An 18029-nucleotide genomic window follows, 5' to 3' on the forward strand; every position below is an offset into this window, starting at 1 on the left:
ATTTGCCAGATGCTGGGACGCATCGGGAGGAGATTACATGTTACTCAATGGGAAGACCGCGGTCATTTCGGGCGCGGCGAGCAGGCGCGGCATCGGCCGTGCGACGGCGCAGCTTTTCGCCGAGCATGGCGCTCGCGTCGCCATCCTCGATATCGACGCTGACGCTGCTGCGCAGGCGGCCGCGTCGCTGCCCAGCGTCAAGGCCGGTAGCCACGTGGGATTGCGCTGCGACGTCGCCGACAAGGCATCCTGCGCCGAGGCCGCATCCAAGGTGATCGCCTCCTTCGGTTCGATAAACGCGCTCGTCAACAATGCCGGCATCACCCAGCCGGTCGGCACGCTCGATATCACCGAAGCCGACTGGCAGCGGATCGTCGCGGTCAACATGACCGGGGTACTCTTCCTCAGCCAGGCCTTCATCCCCTACATGCGCGACAATGGTGGCGGATCGATTGCCTGCATGTCCTCGGTGTCGGCGCAGCGGGGCGGCGGCATCTTCGGCGGACCTCATTACTCCGCAGCCAAGGCAGGCGTGCTCGGCCTTGCCAAAGCGATGGCCCGCGAATTCGGTCCAGCCGGCATTCGCGTCAACTCCGTCACGCCTGGCCTCATCCAGACGGATATCACGGGTGGCAAGCTCACCGATGAGATGCGCGCCGACATCATCAAGGGCATCCCTCTGAGCCGGCTCGGAGAGGCGGCCGACGTCGCGAACATCTATCTGTTCCTGGCCTCTGATCTGTCGGCCTACGTCACCGGCGCGGTCATCGACGTCAACGGCGGCATGCTGATCCACTGAGGTTCAATCCGAAGAGAGACCCACATGAGCCAGATTGGCCACAATATCAGCCTGACAGAGCGCGCCCGGCGCATCCGCCGTCACGCGCTGCGCATGGGCGAAGTGCAGGGGCAGGGTTACATCGCCCAAGCGCTCGGCGTCGCCGATGTCCTTGCCGTGTCCTACTTCCACGCCACGAACTACCGGCCGGAAGATCCGGAATGGGACGGCCGCGACAGGTTCCTGCTGTCGATCGGCCACTATGCGATCGCGCTTTATGCAGCTCTGATCGAAGCCAAGATCATTCCCGAGGACGAGCTGGAAACCTACGGCACGGATGACAGCCGATTGCCGATGTCCGGCATGGCCGCCTACACGCCCGGCATGGAAATCACCGGCGGATCGCTCGGCCATGGCCTCGGAATTGCTGTCGGCATGGCCTTGGCGCTGAAGCGGAAGAAATCGTCCTCTTTCGTCTACAACCTGTTTTCCGACGGCGAACTCGATGAAGGTTCGACCTGGGAGGCCGCGATGTCGGCCGGCTCCTATAAGCTCGACAATCTGATCGGCATCGTCGACGTCAATCAGATGCAGGCCGACGGCCCGTCGATCGGTGTGCTCAATTTCGAACCGCTTGCCGCCAAATTCGAAGCCTTCGGCTGGTTCGTGCAGCGGGTCGACGGCAACGATATCGGCGCGCTGGTCGAGGCCTTCGACGCTGCTCGTCACCACGCCGAGCCGAAGCCTCGCATCATCATATGCGACACGAAGATGGCGAAGGGGGTGCCCTTCCTCGAGGCGCGCGATCGAAACCACTTCCTGCGCGTCGAACCCCACGAATGGGCCGAGGCCCTCAGGATCATCGATGCGGGAGTGGAAGCATGAGGCGTTCGAAGTACATCCGGCCTGCGCATCTTGAAAGCGGCGTCGACAAGCCCCGCCTGACGACGTCGGCGATGATCGCATCGATTGCCGGTCCCGATCAGCCGACGAGACCGGCACCCTTCGGCAACGCGCTTGCCGCCCTGGCGCGGAAGGACGACCGAATTGTCGGCATGTCAGCCGACCTCGCGAAATACACGGACCTTCATGTGTTCCGTGCTGCCCATCCCGACCGCTTCTACCAGATGGGAATGGCGGAACAGCTGCTGATGATGTCGGCGGCGGGCATGGCGCGCGAGGGCTTTCAGCCTTGGGTGACGACATATGCCGTCTTCGCGTCCCGGCGGGCCTACGACTTCATCTGCCTGGCGATTGCCGAAGAGATGCTTGATGTGAAGATCGTCTGCGCCCTCCCGGGCCTGACGACGGGATATGGGCCGAGCCACCAGGCGACGGAAGATCTCGCAATGTTCCGCGGCATGCCGAACCTGACGATCGTCGATCCGTGCGATGCGAGCGAGATCGAGCAGGCGGTTCCGGCGATCGCCGCCCATAGGGGGCCGGTCTACATGCGCCTGCTGCGCGGCAACGTTCCGCTGGTTCTGGAGGAATACGGCTACAAGTTCGAACTCGGGAAGGCCAAGCTCCTCCGGGATGGCAAGGACACTCTCATAATCTCGTCGGGCCTGATGACGATGCGCGCGCTCGAGGCTGCCAAGCAGCTTCGAAACGACGGCGTCGACGCTGCCGTCCTGCACGTCCCGACCATAAAGCCGCTCGATGAGGCGACGATCGTCGCCGAGTGCCGCAAAGGTGGGCGGCTCGTGGTCGTGGCCGAGAACCACACCGTCATAGGCGGCCTTGGAGAGGCAGTCGCCGGGACGTTGTTGCGTGCCGGCGTCGCACCGCCGGCCTTCCGCCAGATCGGCCTGCCCGACCAGTTCCTGGAGGCGGGCGCCTTGCCGACGCTCCATGACCAATACGGCCTGTCGACCGGGAAGGTGACGGAGGCAGTCAAGACCTGGCTCTCGACCTGACGATGTCGGCCGGTTGAGGAGATGACGGTCGTCTAAACAAGCTTGTGATGGAGGATGAAATGAGCTTGCAGATGAACAGAAGATTTTTCCTGGCGACTGCCACTGCTGCGCTCGCGGCCCCGGCAATCGTGCTTTCAAGCCGATCCGCCAGCGCTGCCGCCACGACCCTGACCCTTGGCCACGGCGCCGCTCCCGGCAATCCCAGAACCGTGGCCGCGGATAAGTTCGCGGAACTCGTCAAGCAGAAGACCGGAGGTCGTATCCAGATCAACGTCGCAGGCGCCGAGACTCTTGGCAGCGACTCCGCGATGCTCACCAGTCTCAGGACAGGCGCGCTGGATTTCACCGCCAACAGCCAGGGCGCAACTTCGGCGATCGTTCCGGAGCTCAGCGCGCTCGGCCTGCCGTTTCTGTTCGAAAACACCGACAAGGCGATGGCCGTCCTGAACGGTCCAGTGGGGGCCGAGCTCAACCGGCGCTTCGAAGCGGTCGGAGTCGTACCGCTCGACTGGTGGGACAACGGCATCCGGCACCTGACGAACTCGAAGCGGAAGGTGGCTTCGCCTGCCGACCTAGCGGGCATGAAAATCAGGACGCCGGCCGATCCGATGACAATCGACATCTTCCAGGCATTGGGAGCAGGCACCGAACAAATCGCCTTCGGCGAGCTCTACATCGCCCTGCAGCAAGGTGTTGTCGACGGGCAGGAGAATCCGCTCGCCAATATCGAAAGCTCGAAGCTTCACGAGGTCAACAAATTCATCAGCCTGACCGCCCACAAATGGGAATCCACACCGTTCCTGATGTCGAAGATTGCTCAGGCCCGCTTGGGGTCTGATTTAGAGTCGGTCAAGGCCGCGGCAAAGGAGGCGGGTGCTCTGCAGCGGAAGCTCTCGAACGAGAAGGCCGCTGAGGTGCTCGAGAACTTCAAGAAGAACGCCGCGGTCGAGGTCGTGGAAGTCGATCACGATGCTTTCGTCAAGGCGACCGCTTCCGTCGCGGACACCTGGAAGAAGAAGCCGTTCGGCGATTTTGTCACCCAGGTGGAAGCGGCGGCGAGGGGCTGAGGCTCCTCCCCAAGATCCGGAGGCCTCATGAGCAGGTTTTATTCAGCCGTCGATCTGGTCGCCGGTATCATCGTCATCTTAGCCAGGTCGGTCATCATCGTCAGCGGCATCGCGCTGACGGTGGTCACCACGGCCAATGTCATCGCTCGATATGTTTCGGCGAGTGGGGGACTGTCGTTCGCCCAGGAGCTGCCGATGCTGATGTTTCCATGGTTCATCATCGCCGGGATCATCATTGCGGCCCACGCGGGCGGGCATATGGCCGTCGAATGGCTCTACGAAAAGCTCGACGGCAGTGCTCGGACGACTGCCCTCATCGTAGCGAACGCGATCAGCGTCGCCGCATTTCTGGTGCTGGCGTATCAGGCGACCGTGGTGGCCGAGATCGCCGGGGCAGAACACAGCCCCGTTCTGCAGCTTCCGAACAGCATTGGATACTATTCGCTGTCGATCGGCGCGGTGCTCGTGTCCATCGTCACCATCGCTGCGACCGTCCGCGTTCTCCGCCTCGGCTGGGATCACCGCCTCGAAATCAAGCCGGAGGAGATCGCGCTATGACACTCGTGATGATCGTTTCCTTCTGCGTTCTCATGGTCCTCGCGGTTCCCGTCGGCTATGGGCTGATCATTGCAGCGGGGCTTGGAGTCCTGTTCAACGGTTACGTCCCGCTCTCGGTGGTCGCCCAGCAGGTCTACGACCAGACCCAGTCCTTCCCGATGCTGGCGCTTCCGTTCTTCATGCTTGCAGGCACGCTGATGCTTGGCGGCGAACTGGGGCGTCAGCTCCTGGAACTCGCCTCACGCGCCATGCGGCGGTGGCGCGGTGGACCGCTTTCGACCACGGTCGTATCCTCGGTCGTCTTTGGCGGCGTATCCGGTTCGGCCGTGGCGAATGCGAGTGCGCTCGGCTCCGTTCTCATCCCCTGGCAGAAGAAGCACGGGTTTCCGCCGGCACTCTGCGCCGCCAACAATGCGACCTCCGCTGTCATCGACGTCCTCATCCCGCCGTCGATTCCAATGATCCTCTACGCTCTGATCAGCGGCGTCAGCGTCGGCGACCTCTTCATCTCTGGCATTGTTCCAGGGTTGATCATGGCGGCGAGCTTCGTGTTCGTTTGCTGGTACGTGTCAGTAAGGCGAGGGTATGCCATTGAGGCCGTGAAGGTCCGCAAGCGCGAGCTGGCGCGGCTGGCAGTGCAAAGCTTCCCGGCAATCCTGCTGCCGATCCTGATCATCGTCTTTCTGCGGTCCGGCCTGGCGACGCCGACAGAGGTCTCGGTCCTGTCGGTCGTCTACTCGCTGCTGCTCAGCATCCTCTTCTACCGTGACCTGACCTGGAAACGCTTCTGCGAGAACATGGTGGAGGCGGGCGTCGCGACGGGTGTCGTCATGCTCGTGATCATGGGCAGCGCGGCGGTCGGCTGGGTTCTGACGTTCGATCAGGCTCCGCAGCACATGGCCGAATGGGTCTCGACGCACATCTCCAGCCCGATCGTGATCATTCTGATGATGAACCTGATCATGCTGGTGGTCGGCATGCCGCTCGACATGCCGCCGGCGATCCTCCTGCTCGGGCCGATCTTCGTTCCTCTGGCCGATTCCATCGGTCTCGACCGGGTCCAGCTTGGCCTGATGATGGTCATCAACCTCGGGATCGGACTCTACACGCCGCCGATTGGCACGACCCTGTTCATCTCGTCGTCGATCGCAAAGGCGCCGCTGGGAACGACGACCAGCGAACTCTGGCCGTATTTCGGGATGGCCGTGCTCCTCCTTCTCGCGGTCAGCTTCGTGCCGGCGCTGACGATCTACTGAGGAGCGTTCGATGAGTGAAACATCCAAGAACGTCATCACCGTCCGAGGGCTTACAAAGTCCTACGGTGCGACCTCGGTCCTCAAAGGCGTCGCCTTCTCCGTTGCTCGCGGGGAGGTTCACGCGCTGCTTGGCGGTAACGGCGCCGGCAAGTCGACGATGATCAAGATCATCACCGGCGCGGCCTCGCGCAACGATGGAGAGATTCGCTTCTTCGACAGCGGGGGCAGCGAACGCAGCGAGGCCGATGGCAGGGCGAAGGTCGCGGTCGTGCACCAGGAACTTGCGCTTCTGCCGCATCTGACCGTCGCCGAAAACATTGCCCTGCCGCATCAACGGAGAGGTATGGGCTTGTTTCGGCGTACCGCCGCAACGGGACAGGCCTACGACGCGCTGCGAATGATCGACCAGGATTTCGCCGCCAAGTCTTTGCACAGGCTCGTTGGGAGCCTCAGCCTCCACGAAGGGCAGATGGTCGAAATTGCCAGGGCTCTTTCTTCGGGTGCGGAATTGATCCTCCTCGACGAGCCGACTGCCAATCTCACAACTCTTGAGACGGAGAGGCTGTTTGCGGTCCTGAGGCGGCTGACCCGGGATACCGGTCTTTCGGTCGTGTTCGTCTCGCACCGGATGAAGGAGATCAGGCAGATCGCCAATGTCTGCACGATCATCCGCGACGGCCGGACGGTGGTCGATCGTCGGCCGATGGAAGAGCTGACGGACGCCGGCATCATCGAAAAGATGGGGCAGGTGGCAGCCTCTCATGCACCGGAACGGGCGCTGCGGCCCGACTACCGGTCGGACGCCTCCGCTGCGACGGACACTATTACCATCGAGGAGGCAGGTTTCAGACTGGAACTGCAGCCAGGCACCGTGCTCGGCGTGGCCGGCGCACCGGCTGGACCGGCAGCACTGATCGAAGCGCTGACGGGCGCCGCCCGGAAGAAGCGATGGACGGTTGCGCGTGCGGGATGGCCGGACCAGCTCCGATCGCCGCGCAAGGCCGCCCGCCTGGGAGCGGGATATGTGACCGGCGATCGCGCAAACAAGGGAGTCCTCCACAGTCTTCCGATCATCGATAACGTCATGGCGTCCCGCCGTGTGACCAGAGGCGCGCTCCTCGCCGGCGGCTCTGAAGGGGGCGAATGCCTCGATCTGCTGAAGGCCCTGAAGGTGAAGGCCGCTTCCGTCTGGGATCTGCCGAGCACGCTGAGCGGTGGCACGCAGCAGAAGCTGCTGCTTGCCCGCTGGCTGGGCCTGCCCTCCCGGCTGCTGGTCCTCGAGGAACCGACCAGAGGCGTCGATATCGGAACCAAGCGTGAGATCTATCAGCTTATCAGACAGATGGCCGCTTCAGGCACAGTGATCGTCTGGTGGTCCACGGAAAATGTCGAACTGCTGGAAGTCTGCGACCGCGTCATCGCCTTCGACACCGAGGGAGGGTGTGCCGGCGTGATGGATCGCGACGACTTCAGTGAAGAGAAACTTGTCACCTTGACTGGAATGGCCGCATGACTCGAACCCGGGCACATATCGCGCCGACTGAGGCGTCGACAACACAAATCAGGCAGAGGGAAAGCCTCTTTAGCGCCTACAGGACCGAGATCGCGATCGCTCTGGCCATCGTGCTGCTGGCCCTTGCGGTCGGCTCGCAGGTTCCGCAGGCGCTCACCTGGGGCAACTTCGCCAATATCACACAGGCCGGTGCACCTCTTATGATCATGTCGCTGGGCGTCCTGCTTGTCGTCATCACCGGCGGTATCGACCTTTCCGTCGGATCGGTCTTCTCCTTGACCGGCATGGTGACGGCGCAGGCTATGGCAAACGGGTTTGGCGGCATCTCGGCAAGCCTGATCGGTCTCGGCGTCGGACTTCTTTTCGGATCGATCAACGGCTTCTTCGTCACGATCGCCGGTCTGGCGCCGTTCGTCGTAACCCTCATCACCTTTGCCGTTGCCGGCTCGCTCGCTTTCATCGTCACGAACGGGCGCTCGATGCCGATCGGCGATCCTGACTTCTGGGTCCTCAACAGCGGCAGCCTGATACCGGGCGTTCCGAATTACATCCTCTTCTGCGTGGTCCTCCTGATCGCAATCGAACTCTTCCTGAAGAAGATGGTGGCAGGCCGCTGGTTCTATGCCGTCGGCAGCAGTTCGACGGCTGCCTATCTGCTTGGCATCCCGGTCAAGCGGACGAAATTCATGGCCTATGTCGCCTCGTCGCTGCTGGCATCGTTCTCCGGCCTCCTGACGATCTCCTACATTCTCAACGCCGAATCCACGGCGGGGTCGAGCCTGATGCTTCAGGCTATCGCGGCGGTCGTAATCGGCGGTGCAAGCCTGCTCGGCGGCACGGGCACCGCGGTCGGCGCGGTGCTCGGAGCTCTGATGATCACCGTCATCCAGAACGGCGTCAATCTCATCGGCATCAACAGCTTCTGGCAGGGGTCGGTCACCGGCGTCGCCATTCTCATCGCGGTCCTCATCGACCGCTTCAGCAAGTCGCGGCGGGGGGCCGTTTGACATCAACCCGGCAAAGCCGGTCTTTGGAGGAGGAATGAAAATGAAGAGCACGAAACACGCAGTGAGGTTGTTTGCCGGTGTTGCAATGGTGGTGGCCCTTTCAATTTCGGCTGCCGCGCAAGCTGAGGAAAAGAAGACAGTGGCGTACCTCGCGCCGTCGCTTGACATCTCCTACTGGCAGTGGGTCGGCTACGGCGTGAAGGAGAAGGCCAAGGAACTCGGCATGGACTATGTCGAGTACACGTCGGAAAATTCGCCGGCCAAGCAGATGGACAATGCCCGCACTGCCGTGACCAAGGGCGTCGACGCGATCGTGATCGGCCCCGTGAGCTCGACGAGCACGCCGCCGCTCCTCGCCTATTTGAAATCGCAGAACATCCCGATCGCCTTCGCCGGCATCGGCCCGCAGCCCGGCCAGACAGACTACACGTCGTCGGTTACGGCAAACAATTACGAGACCGGCAAGGCGCAGGGCGAATTCGTCTGCAAGCTTGCCAAGGACCGCGGCGGCAACCAGGTCGGCATGCTCTCATTGCCGCAGGACCGCGAGAACGCCCAGAAATATCTGAAGGGTGCAGAAGAGGCGTTCAAGGCGAGCGGCTGCGATCTGGCGCAGATGCTGGAGACCCGGGGCCTTACCGTCAACGAGGCGGTCACGCAGGCCAATGATATGCTCACCGCCCATCCTGACATCAAGGCCATTTACGGCATGTATGATGAGGCCGGGACAGGTGCCGCGAAGGTGCTGCAGACCCGCGGTCTTACCGGCAAGGTCGGCATCGCGGTTGCAGACGGCAGCCCGACGACGATCTCGCTGCTGAAGTCGAACGCGATCCAAGGCATCTTCTTCCAGGAGGCGGTCGGACAGGGCATCGACGGGACGCAGCAGGTGTTCAACGCGATCTCCGGTGCGCCGGTCAAGAAAGACCTCGCTCTGGTGATGCCGCTGGTGACGGCTGACAAAGTCGACTCGCCGGAAGCGAAGGCCGTCATCGCACGGGTGTTCCCGCCGGCCAACTAGGTGGTGCGGACGCCGGCTGTTCTGGCCGGCGTCCTTTTCGGCAATCTCTTGAAGGGCCGCAGGCATGAAAGACCTCCCGATCATCGATCCGCATTTTCATCTCTGGGATCTCGACAACAACTACTATCCGTGGCTGTCGGACGGCGTGAAGCCGTCTGCCTTCGGCGACTATGCCGCCATCAACACGACTTACCTCATCGACAACTTTCTGGCCGACGCGGAAAATCAGAACCTCGTAAAGGCAGTCCATCTCGACGTTGGATACGATCCGAAGGATCCGGCCGGCGAGACCCGATGGCTGCAGGCCGTGGCCGACAAACACGGCTTTCCTCACGGCATCGTCGGATATGCCGACTTTAGGAAGCCGGACGTCGGCGATCTGCTTGACGAGCACATGTCTTACGCGAACTTCCGCGGCATCCGGCAGTCGATGAACTATCACGAGGATCCCGCCAAGACTTATCTGACTGAATCTGGCGTTAGCCAGACGCCGGAGTGGCGCAGGGGTTTCAAGGAGCTTGCTCGCCGGGGTCTCAGCTTCGACCTCCAGCTCTACTACTGGCAGATGGAAGAATTTCTCGATCTTGCCCGCGCCTTTCCTGACGTGCAGATCATCTTGAACCACACGGGCATGCAGGTTGACGGCCCGAGCCATTTCGAGGGGTGGCGAAGTGGGATGCGCATGCTTGCGCAGGCGCCCAATGTGGCCTGCAAAATCTCAGGCCTCGGAATGGGCGACTGGACCTGGACCGTCGATAGTATCCGGCCCTATGTGGAGGAGGCGATTGCAGCATTCGGCATCGAGAGGTGCATGTTCGCTTCGAACTTTCCGGTCGATAAGCTGTTCGGCAGCTACGACAAGATCATGGACGGTTTCAAGTCCATCACCGCCAGCTATTCTCCAAACGAGCGCCTCGCACTGTTTCACGACAACGCCGCACGTTTTTATCGACTATAACGGTGTCCCCGGGGCCGGCGTACATGTCGGCAACTGGCTGCAGCAGGTAGCGGCTTGACCCAAGCCGCTGCGGCAAGGCCAGCGGCCGGCTTGTTGCTATGAGGTTCACTGTTTGGGCAGATCGCATAGGCGGCGCAGTCAATTTCATCAGTGCTATCGATAAGACGTATGGTAAGACTCTGTCCTTGATGGCCCTCGACTCGGATGGCGACGGTATGGACAGCGTGGTCAGCGCAAAGGGCTTTCCGGCAGACCTTCGTGGCAACGGCCGTGGCCGATCATTCATCGAGCGTCTATACCACCTTCCGTGGCTCCGGTCTGTCCGGCGATTTCAACGGCGACGGTTTGCCCGACTTCGTGTCGTCGGAGACAGCAACGATCATTTCGAATGCCGGGTCGGGGAATCCGAACCTGATGCGCTCCGTCAGCCTTGAGACAGGCGCGACGGTTATGGTCGACTATACGCCATCTACCCGCTATTCGAACAGCTATCTGCCGTTCGTCATGCATCCGGTGACGAGGGTGACGATCAATGACGGACGCGGAAACTCTGCCGCCACCAGCTATTCTTATTCGGGGGGCCTCTACAATCCGGCCGCCCGGAAGTTGCTTGGTTATCGCACCGTCACCACGACCAAACCAATCCTGTCTGGAGATACCGCTGCTCCGATCGTTGTGACGACGTACCGTCAGGATCTCGCCAGTTACGGGTTGCCTGACACCACGGTTTTGCGCAACAGCGCGAACACGGCATCCAAGACAGTCACCGAAACCTACGACGCCAGTATCGCCTCAAAGCCTTACAAGGCCAGAAACATCGCGACGGTGACGAAGCTGACGGAAGGGGGCACGACGGCATACCTGCGGACGGAGCGCAGCTTCGACGCCTATGGCAATGTGACCGAGGTCAAGGATCGCGGCCGCACGGTGGATGCCGCCGGCACCGAGAATGTCAACACCTTGGGCGATGAGAAGACGACGACGTTCACCTTCGCGCCGAACACCTCCGCCTACATCGTGGCGCTGCCGACCTCGAAGACGGTCCGCTTCGGCGTCGATGCGGCGTCACCGGTCGGCAGCAAGGAGGAATATCTCTATGACGATGCAACGGCGGTTGCGACGCCGCCGGTCAAGGGCAATCTGACGCAGAAGCTCGCCTATATGAGCGTCGGCAGCACACCGCGGGTGTCGCCGACCAGCTATGCCTATGATGCCTATGGCAACCGGGTCTCCGAGACCGATGCGCTCGGCAACCGCAGTGAATGGGACTACGACACCAGCTACCATCTCTATCCGGTGGCGGAGCGCAGCCCGCGCTACTTCGCCAACGGCAGCTTGGCCGGAGACAGCCGTTTCGTCAGCTCGACGACCTACGATCTGGTCTGCGGCCTGCCGGCGACGAAGACCGACTGGAACGGCATCGTCGAGACCTACACCTATGACGCCTATTGCCGGCCCTATGGTTATGTGAATGCCGGATCGGGCAATTACCTCAACACCCGTTATGAGAACGAGGGCAGCCCGACGACGCAGGCGGTGGTGATCTTGTCGCCGCGGACCAACGGCACCGGCGAGGTGTTCAGCCGCACCTATTATGACGGGCTCGGCCGGCCCTGGCGGGTCGAGACACCAGGAGCCTCGGCCACCGGCCCTACTCGGATCACCGACACGGTCTATGATGCCCGTGGAAACGTGAGGCAGACTTCGCTTGTGCGGTTCAACGCCGCCACCGAGACGCCGCAATGGACGGTCAACAGCTATGACTGGCAGGACCGGGTGATCAAGACGGTCAATCCCGACAGCAGCCAGAGGCTCTATCAATATGCGGCGCAGTCGGCACTTGTGACCGACGTCACCAGGCTGCCGGTGTCGCTGACGGTGATGACCGACGAGGAGAACCATCCGCACCGCAGCTATGCTGACGCCGACGGCAATGTCATTGCCCTGCAGTCGCAGCTCGGCACGGCATGGGTGACGGAGAACCGCAGCTACGACCCGCTCGGCCGTCTGCTGGGGGTGCGCGATCCCAAGGGGGCGCAGTGGACCTACAGCTACGACCTGCTCGGCAACCGGCTGACGGCAAGCGATCCGGATCTCGGCAACTGGTCCTATAAGTATGACGATGCCAGCCGGCTGATCCGCCAGATGGATGCCCGCGGCGCGGTGACGGCGATGGCCTACGACCAGATGGGCCGGGTGCTTCGCAAAGAGGTGACGGAACCGGGCGCGACGGTGCCGACGCTGCTGGCTGAGAACAGCTATGACGAGCCCGCCGCCAGCGGTTCGTTGCACAATGCCGGCATGCTGACAAAGGCCGAGAATGCCAATGCGACGGTCACCTATACCCGCTTCTATAACGGTGCCGGCGACAAGAGCATCACCAGCACGACGATCGACGGGGTGACGAACACCACCACGGTCGAGCATGGACCGAGCGGCAAGACGACGGCGATGAGCTATTCGCCGACGACCGTCGCTGTCGGCGAGACGACCACGCCCTGGCTCTATAACGAGGCCGACCTGCTATCGGGCATTCCCGGACTGATCGATTCTACAAGCTATGAGGCCGACGGTCAGACGACGACGATCACCTATACCAACGGCGTGACGACGAGCTTCAGCTATTCGCCGACGCGGCGCTGGCTGGACCGGGTGACGACGGCGAAGGGGACGACGGTGCTGATGGACAATCAGTACAGCCGCGACAAACTCGGCCGCATCAAGACGATCACCGGGCTGACAGCCAACGACAACTGGACCTACGGCTATGACGATCTCTCTCGTCTGACCGGCGCCGACAACGGCGGCGACAATAGCCTCGACGAGACCTACAGCTACGACACCAATCACAACCTTCTCTCGCGCAGCCGGATCGGCGCCTATGTCTATCCGGCGGCAACGGCGATCCGTCCGCATGCGGCAACGCAGATCGGCGCCAAGGCGATCGACTATGACGCCAACGGCAACATGGTCTCGGATGGAACCCGGACGCTTGCCTGGGATGGCGCCAACCGGCTGTCGACGGTGACCCAGAACGGCGCCACGGTGACGCTGTCTTACGGACCGGACGGAGCCCGGGTGAAGAAGAGCTGGGCCTCGGCACCATTCTCTATCCCGACGCCAATGTCGAGATCGACCGGACGACGCCGGGCACCGATATCTACACCCTCTATCCGCATCCCGACGCCAAGATCGTCATCACGGCAGGCAGCACGACACAGGAGAAGTTCTTCCTGCACCGCGATCATCTGGCCTCGGTGCGGCAGGTAACCAACGAAAGCAGCACCCAAGTCGAGCAGACCGGCTATGCCGCCTATGGCGAAGCCACCAACAGCAGCTTCCAGACCAAGAAGAGCTATATCGGCGAACGCTTCGATGTCGAGACCGGGCTGATGTATCTCAATGCCAGATACTACGATCCGGCTTTCGGACGGTTCATCTCGCCCGATGATTGGGACCCAACCAAGGAGGGGGTCGGCACAAACCGTTACAGCTACTCCGAAAACGATCCGGTCAATAAAAGTGATCCGAATGGGCATTCAATTAAGTGGGGGCAACGCAGTACCGATATCGGCAGCGAGCGTTCATCTCGTACGGGCGCCATAACATCTTCCCAAAACGCCAGCCTAGTGAGCGGAGGAAACATACAAGGAGCTCATTTGGCGGGGGCCATGCCTCATGACCAAGATGGCGACGGAGTAGATGATGACGATCCTGGCGAAATGAAGTTCGCGCCTCTGCACATTGGAGGCGCGCCTTCCTATGATGAGTTTGAGCGTTTTCGCCCAATACAGCCGGGAGTGGATTTCTCCGGCCCTATGCCTTCCGCCAAGGCATCGGTAGCGTCGGGGGAGTTACCGCCCCCACTTGGAAGGGCTCGGGCCCGATCCCGGGAACATTTGGCGTGAATGCAGGAACAAGCTCTACGAAGGCACTCGAAAATTTTTCGCCGAAGCGTGGAAGCGTCGAATATATCTTCGATCCCAACACCTCCACTTTGATTGTCGGAAACGGAAGATGGACGCATTCACCACTCGCGGCATCAATAAAGGCTGACACCGGTAGCGTAGTTGGCGGGATGTTTAGCCGTGGATCGAATGGAGCGATGTCGACAAACGAAGCGAGCGGCCATTTCTGGAGAAATTGGACGCCTGAAGTCCGACAGCAATTTAACCAAATGATGCGTTCCCGAGGGTTCGACCATCTCCATCACGAGGGCATGTAATGCATCAACCTGTGACAGAATTGCAAATTGATGTGGGGCTGAGCATCACCGTCACCGATGCTGGCGATTGGATAGTTAAAGCAGATGGTAGAGATTTCCAGCTAAAAGAAATCTCTGATTTCTATCGAGCTTGGTTGTTGCTGGAGCGGCCCTTCCCCGATGTAAAGGCTGCCTTCGATCAAATAGCTTCCAATGCAAAAAAAACAATACCCTTTCCGTTCGCCAAGCTTATTGCGTCAGCGTTGAAAGCAAAATCAGGTGAATGGACCGATCGCGCAATGCTTTGGGTCTCGTTCCTGACTGAGGCAGAGAAAGCTTCGTTGAAAGACCTCTTTATTGAAGCGAGAGACTCAAAGTGGGCGAGCCAAAAAAGCCGACAGCTAGCCCGACAGCACTTGACCAGAATTGAACGGAGCCGGTGATCTCATTTTCAAGACATGGACGTAATGTCCGGACACATTTTCGTTGTCACTAACCTGAGAACGTGAAGATTTAGCCAGCCTTGCGGAGATGAAACGTCTCCTACGTGCGCTACTGCGTGACCAACATTCGAGAGGCATGCCATGATCTACACCTCCCGTACTGCGCTGTTTGCCGATCTCGCCCATGACGCCAACAGTTCGGCATGGGTGATGGGTGATGCAACGGCAGCATTCAACGGCGTCTGTAAAATCCGGTGCGTCTGGCTCAGGCTCGTGGAGCCGTGTCGACAATGCTGCCGGCACGGCCCGGGAAAGCAAGACTTTCCCTCAAGTCAACGATCTCCTGGAAAAGGCGACCTGGGCATTCGACAACAACACGCTTTACAAGAACCGCTCGAACAAAGACCGCTGGCTTGACAGCTATCGCCTGGCCGAAGAGCTGCAGTTCACCGGCGGCGGGGCGACGATGACGGATGCCGCAGTCTTGCAGGGGCTGTACAACCGAGCGAAGGTTGCCGGCCGCGGCGAGCTCATTCTTCCGCGCGGCGACATCGCTCTCGAGGCGGCTGTTTCAATTTATGAGAATGGCACAAATCCAATCCGCATCATCGGCCAAGGTCCAAACCAAACGCGTTTTGTGAACACCTCGGCTTCACAGCATTTGACCTGCCACTGCGAATTTCCTCCAGAATGGGTCCGGCCCATTAAAGGACGGACGCATGAAGAAGCAGCGATTTACGGAAGAGCAGATTATTGCGGTGTTGAAGGAGCAGGAGGCTGGCGCGAAGGCGGCCGACCTTTGCCGCAGGCATGGAATTTCAGAAGCAACGTTTTACAACTGGAAAGCCAAATACGGCGGCATGGAGGTCTCTGAGGCGAAGCGGCTGAAGGCGCTTGAGGACGAGAACGCCAGGCTGAAGAAGCTGCTCGCCGAACAGATGCTTGATGCGGCCGCACTCCGCGAGCTTCTCCAAAAAAATGTATGGTCCGTCTCGTCCGTGCAAGGGTACGCGACATCGTAAATGACGATTTCAGTTGCATAAATGTATCCGGCCTCTCGCGAGTGGGCTGCGGTTGCAGCCAGGCCATGATGAGATCCGCACACGCCGTTCCCAATAAATGGTTCGGGCACGAAGCCCGCTTTTTTGCGCAGGGCTCACGGCATGTTGATCCACTGTTTCGTCATCACTATTCCCGAGCCTTGCAATCAAGCTTGGATCGTCAGGTGAAGGCAGGGTCTCTGCGTTCGTAGAGCGCTCCAGGCTTTGTCAGAACGACCCAAACAATTCGGGCCATCTTAGCTGCGAGTGCGACGACGGCTTTGTTCGGGTGCATCCGAGCCTGACGGCCGTCCAGCCAGTTCCCCAATCGGTCTCGTGTTCGGTCGAGATGCCGAAAGCATGACCTTGCGCCATGTACGAGGAGTTTGCGCACGTACCGGTTTCCTCGCTTGCTGATGCCGAGTAGCTTTTGCTTGCCGCCGGTCGAATATTCGCGCGGCACAAAGCCCAGCCATGCCGCGAGATCGCGCGCTTTTTGGAACTGCCGACCGTTACCAATAGCGGCGAGGAGCGCAGTCGCACCCAAGGCTCCGACCCCGGGGATCGTCATGAGCCGTCGAGCCGCATCCTCCCGACTGGCGATCGCCTCAATCTCACGTGTGACGTCACCAATGCGCTTCTCCAATAGACGCAGATCGGTGAACAGCTCTGCGAGTAGCTTACGCATTGCCGAGGAAAGGCCATTTGACTGGTCCTCGAGGACCAGTGGCAGGTCGAGCTTGAACAGACCAGCGCCCTGGCGTAGGGCGATTCCGTATTCGAGACAGAAGGCTCGCATCTGGTTGATCAGGCGCGTTCTTGTGCCGATCATCTGGTCCCGCACTCGGTGCAACGCCTGAAGATCGGCTTGTTCCTCGCTCTTGATTGCAGCAAATCGCATTGTCGGTCGCGTGGCTGCTTCAGCGATCGCCTCCGCGTCGATGATATCGCTCTTGTTCGATTTGACATAGGGCTTCACAAATTGTGCCGGGATCAAGCGCACCTTATGTCCGAATGCTTGTATCTTCCTAGCGATCCACTGAGATCCTGCACACGATTCCATCCCCACAATCGTCGGCGCTGCGCGCTCGAAGAACTGCAGCAGCGTGTCGCGTGGAAAGCGAACTTTCTGGACTGGCGCGCCATCGTTTCCGAGGCCGACGACATGAAATATGTTCTTGCCAATATCAATTCCCTAGACAGCCGCTGGGCGCGGCACATTGCGTCGTGCATTGCAACCTCCTTTGGTTTGACTGCCTCATGATGCTACGGGAGGACGAGGCGGACCATCCCATTAATGGTAGGGCCCGCCGCCAAGCGTGAAGCCGTCACGCACCTGAAGACCGTCATGGGGCTTTCGGAACGGCGGGCCTGCCAGATCATATCTGCCGATCGCGAGACGATCCGTTACCGGTCGAACCGACCGGTGGAGACCGAGTTGCGAGCAAGGCTGCGCGAGTTGGCTAATGAGCGACGGCGTTTCGGCTACCGTCGACTGTTCGTCCTGCTTCGCCGGGAGGGAGAGCCGTCCGGCGTCAATCGCATCTATCGGCTGTATCGCGAGGAAGGGCTTTCAGTACGCAAGCGAAAGGCCCGACGCCGTGCTGTCGGCACGCGTGCTCCGATCCTGGTCGAAGCGAAGGCAAACGCCCGCTGGTCGCTGGATTTCGTCCACGACCAGTTCGCCTGCGGACGGAGGTTTCGCGTGCTCAACATCGTCGATGATGTGACGCGTGAATGCCTGGCAGCAATTCCAGACACCTCAATCTCCGGCCGCCGTGTCGCACGGGAGCTGACGATGCTGATCGAACGACGCGGCAAGCCCGGAATGATTGTCTCCGATAACGGCACCGAACTCACCTCGAATGCCATCCTTGCCTGGTCGAAGGATCACAAGGTCGAGTGGCATTACATCGCGCCGGGAAAGCTCATGCAAAACGGCTATGTCGAGAGCTTCAACGGGCGAATGCGTGACGAACTGCTCAACGAAAGCCTGTTCTTCGGCCTCGATCATGCCCGAAGCGCCATCGCTGAATGGGCCGAAGATTACAACAATTTCCGGCCGCACTCATCGCTCGGATATCGGACCCCGGCCGACTATGCCGGGTCCATCGCCGCAACCGGCTCCAACGCTGCGCAAAATGAAAGCTTCGCGTTTCCGCCGGTTGCTCACACCGCGCCACGTGGCGTATTCAAAATGATCTGAACCCTTCAAACTGGACCAGTTTTGGTTAGAGTTTTCCGGTGCATTTTCCTGGCTGGGAA

The 18029-nt window shown here is 60.6% G+C and carries 14 protein-coding genes and 2 pseudogenes; 15 read left to right on the top strand and 1 reads right to left on the bottom strand.

Going from position 1 to position 18029, the window contains the following annotated elements:
* Positions 1-37: 37 nt before the first annotated feature.
* The 14 genes and pseudogenes from NXC14_RS22065 to NXC14_RS22135 all read left to right on the top strand — a co-directional run.
* Positions 38-799 (top strand): SDR family NAD(P)-dependent oxidoreductase, encoded by a 762-nt coding sequence (locus tag NXC14_RS22065; RefSeq protein WP_085780280.1) that lies wholly within the window; start codon positions 38-40, stop codon positions 797-799.
* 24 nt (positions 800-823) lie between these two features.
* Entirely contained in the window at positions 824-1663 is an 840-nt protein-coding gene (locus NXC14_RS22070; RefSeq protein ID WP_020919311.1) for a transketolase, read from the top strand.
* A complete protein-coding gene (locus tag NXC14_RS22075; RefSeq protein WP_020919312.1) occupies positions 1660-2697 on the top strand; it encodes a transketolase family protein in 1038 nt (345 codons plus the stop codon). Before NXC14_RS22070 ends, NXC14_RS22075 begins: the two co-directional genes overlap by 4 nt.
* A gap of 59 nt (positions 2698-2756) precedes the next feature.
* On the top strand, positions 2757-3764 hold the full coding sequence (locus NXC14_RS22080; RefSeq protein ID WP_041679384.1) for a TRAP transporter substrate-binding protein: 1008 nt from the start codon (positions 2757-2759) through the stop codon (positions 3762-3764).
* A gap of 27 nt (positions 3765-3791) precedes the next feature.
* Positions 3792-4322, top strand: coding sequence for a TRAP transporter small permease subunit (locus NXC14_RS22085; RefSeq protein ID WP_020919314.1), 531 nt, complete (start codon positions 3792-3794; stop codon positions 4320-4322).
* Positions 4319-5578, top strand: a complete 1260-nt coding sequence (locus NXC14_RS22090; RefSeq protein WP_020919315.1) for a TRAP transporter large permease subunit — start codon at positions 4319-4321, stop codon at positions 5576-5578. Before NXC14_RS22085 ends, NXC14_RS22090 begins: the two co-directional genes overlap by 4 nt.
* Before the next feature lie 10 nt (positions 5579-5588).
* Positions 5589-7091 carry a sugar ABC transporter ATP-binding protein gene (locus NXC14_RS22095; RefSeq protein ID WP_085780281.1) on the top strand — a complete coding sequence of 501 codons (1503 nt, stop codon included), beginning with the start codon at positions 5589-5591 and terminating at the stop codon, positions 7089-7091.
* Positions 7088-8098 carry an ABC transporter permease gene (locus tag NXC14_RS22100; protein WP_085780282.1) on the top strand — a complete coding sequence of 337 codons (1011 nt, stop codon included), beginning with the start codon at positions 7088-7090 and terminating at the stop codon, positions 8096-8098. The genes NXC14_RS22095 and NXC14_RS22100 overlap by 4 nt, the downstream gene beginning before the upstream one ends.
* 40 nt (positions 8099-8138) lie before the next feature.
* The gene (locus NXC14_RS22105; protein WP_041679385.1) at positions 8139-9119 is read left to right on the top strand and encodes a substrate-binding domain-containing protein; all 981 of its coding nucleotides are present in this window, start codon (positions 8139-8141) and stop codon (positions 9117-9119) included.
* 64 nt (positions 9120-9183) lie between these two features.
* Entirely contained in the window at positions 9184-10077 is an 894-nt protein-coding gene (locus NXC14_RS22110) for an amidohydrolase (protein ID WP_020919319.1), read from the top strand.
* Positions 10078-10335: 258 nt separating this feature from the next.
* Positions 10336-13347 (top strand): toxin TcdB middle/N-terminal domain-containing protein, encoded by a 3012-nt coding sequence (locus tag NXC14_RS22115; protein ID WP_198175555.1) that lies wholly within the window; start codon positions 10336-10338, stop codon positions 13345-13347.
* The gene (locus NXC14_RS22120) at positions 13335-13985 is read left to right on the top strand and encodes an RHS repeat-associated core domain-containing protein (RefSeq protein WP_198175556.1); all 651 of its coding nucleotides are present in this window, start codon (positions 13335-13337) and stop codon (positions 13983-13985) included. The genes NXC14_RS22115 and NXC14_RS22120 overlap by 13 nt, the downstream gene beginning before the upstream one ends.
* A 316-nt stretch (positions 13986-14301) precedes the next feature.
* Positions 14302-14724 (top strand): hypothetical protein, encoded by a 423-nt coding sequence (locus tag NXC14_RS22130; RefSeq protein WP_085780286.1) that lies wholly within the window; start codon positions 14302-14304, stop codon positions 14722-14724.
* Positions 14725-15443: 719 nt separating this feature from the next.
* Positions 15444-15695 (top strand): annotated as a pseudogene (locus tag NXC14_RS22135) (transposase); the annotation flags it as partial.
* Positions 15696-15945: 250 nt separating this feature from the next.
* Here NXC14_RS22135 and NXC14_RS22140 read toward each other — a convergent pair.
* Positions 15946-16956: an IS110 family transposase gene (locus tag NXC14_RS22140; RefSeq protein ID WP_085780287.1), complete on the bottom strand. Its 1011-nt coding sequence runs from the start codon at positions 16954-16956 to the stop codon at positions 15946-15948.
* Positions 16957-17061: 105 nt separating this feature from the next.
* On the opposite strand from NXC14_RS22140, the pseudogene NXC14_RS22145 reads away from it, so the two are divergent.
* Positions 17062-17970: pseudogene (locus NXC14_RS22145) on the top strand (IS3 family transposase); the annotation flags it as partial.
* Between the last annotated feature and the right edge of the window lie 59 nt (positions 17971-18029).

Source organism: Rhizobium sp. NXC14 (assembly GCF_002117485.1).
Taxonomy (GTDB): domain Bacteria; phylum Pseudomonadota; class Alphaproteobacteria; order Rhizobiales; family Rhizobiaceae; genus Rhizobium.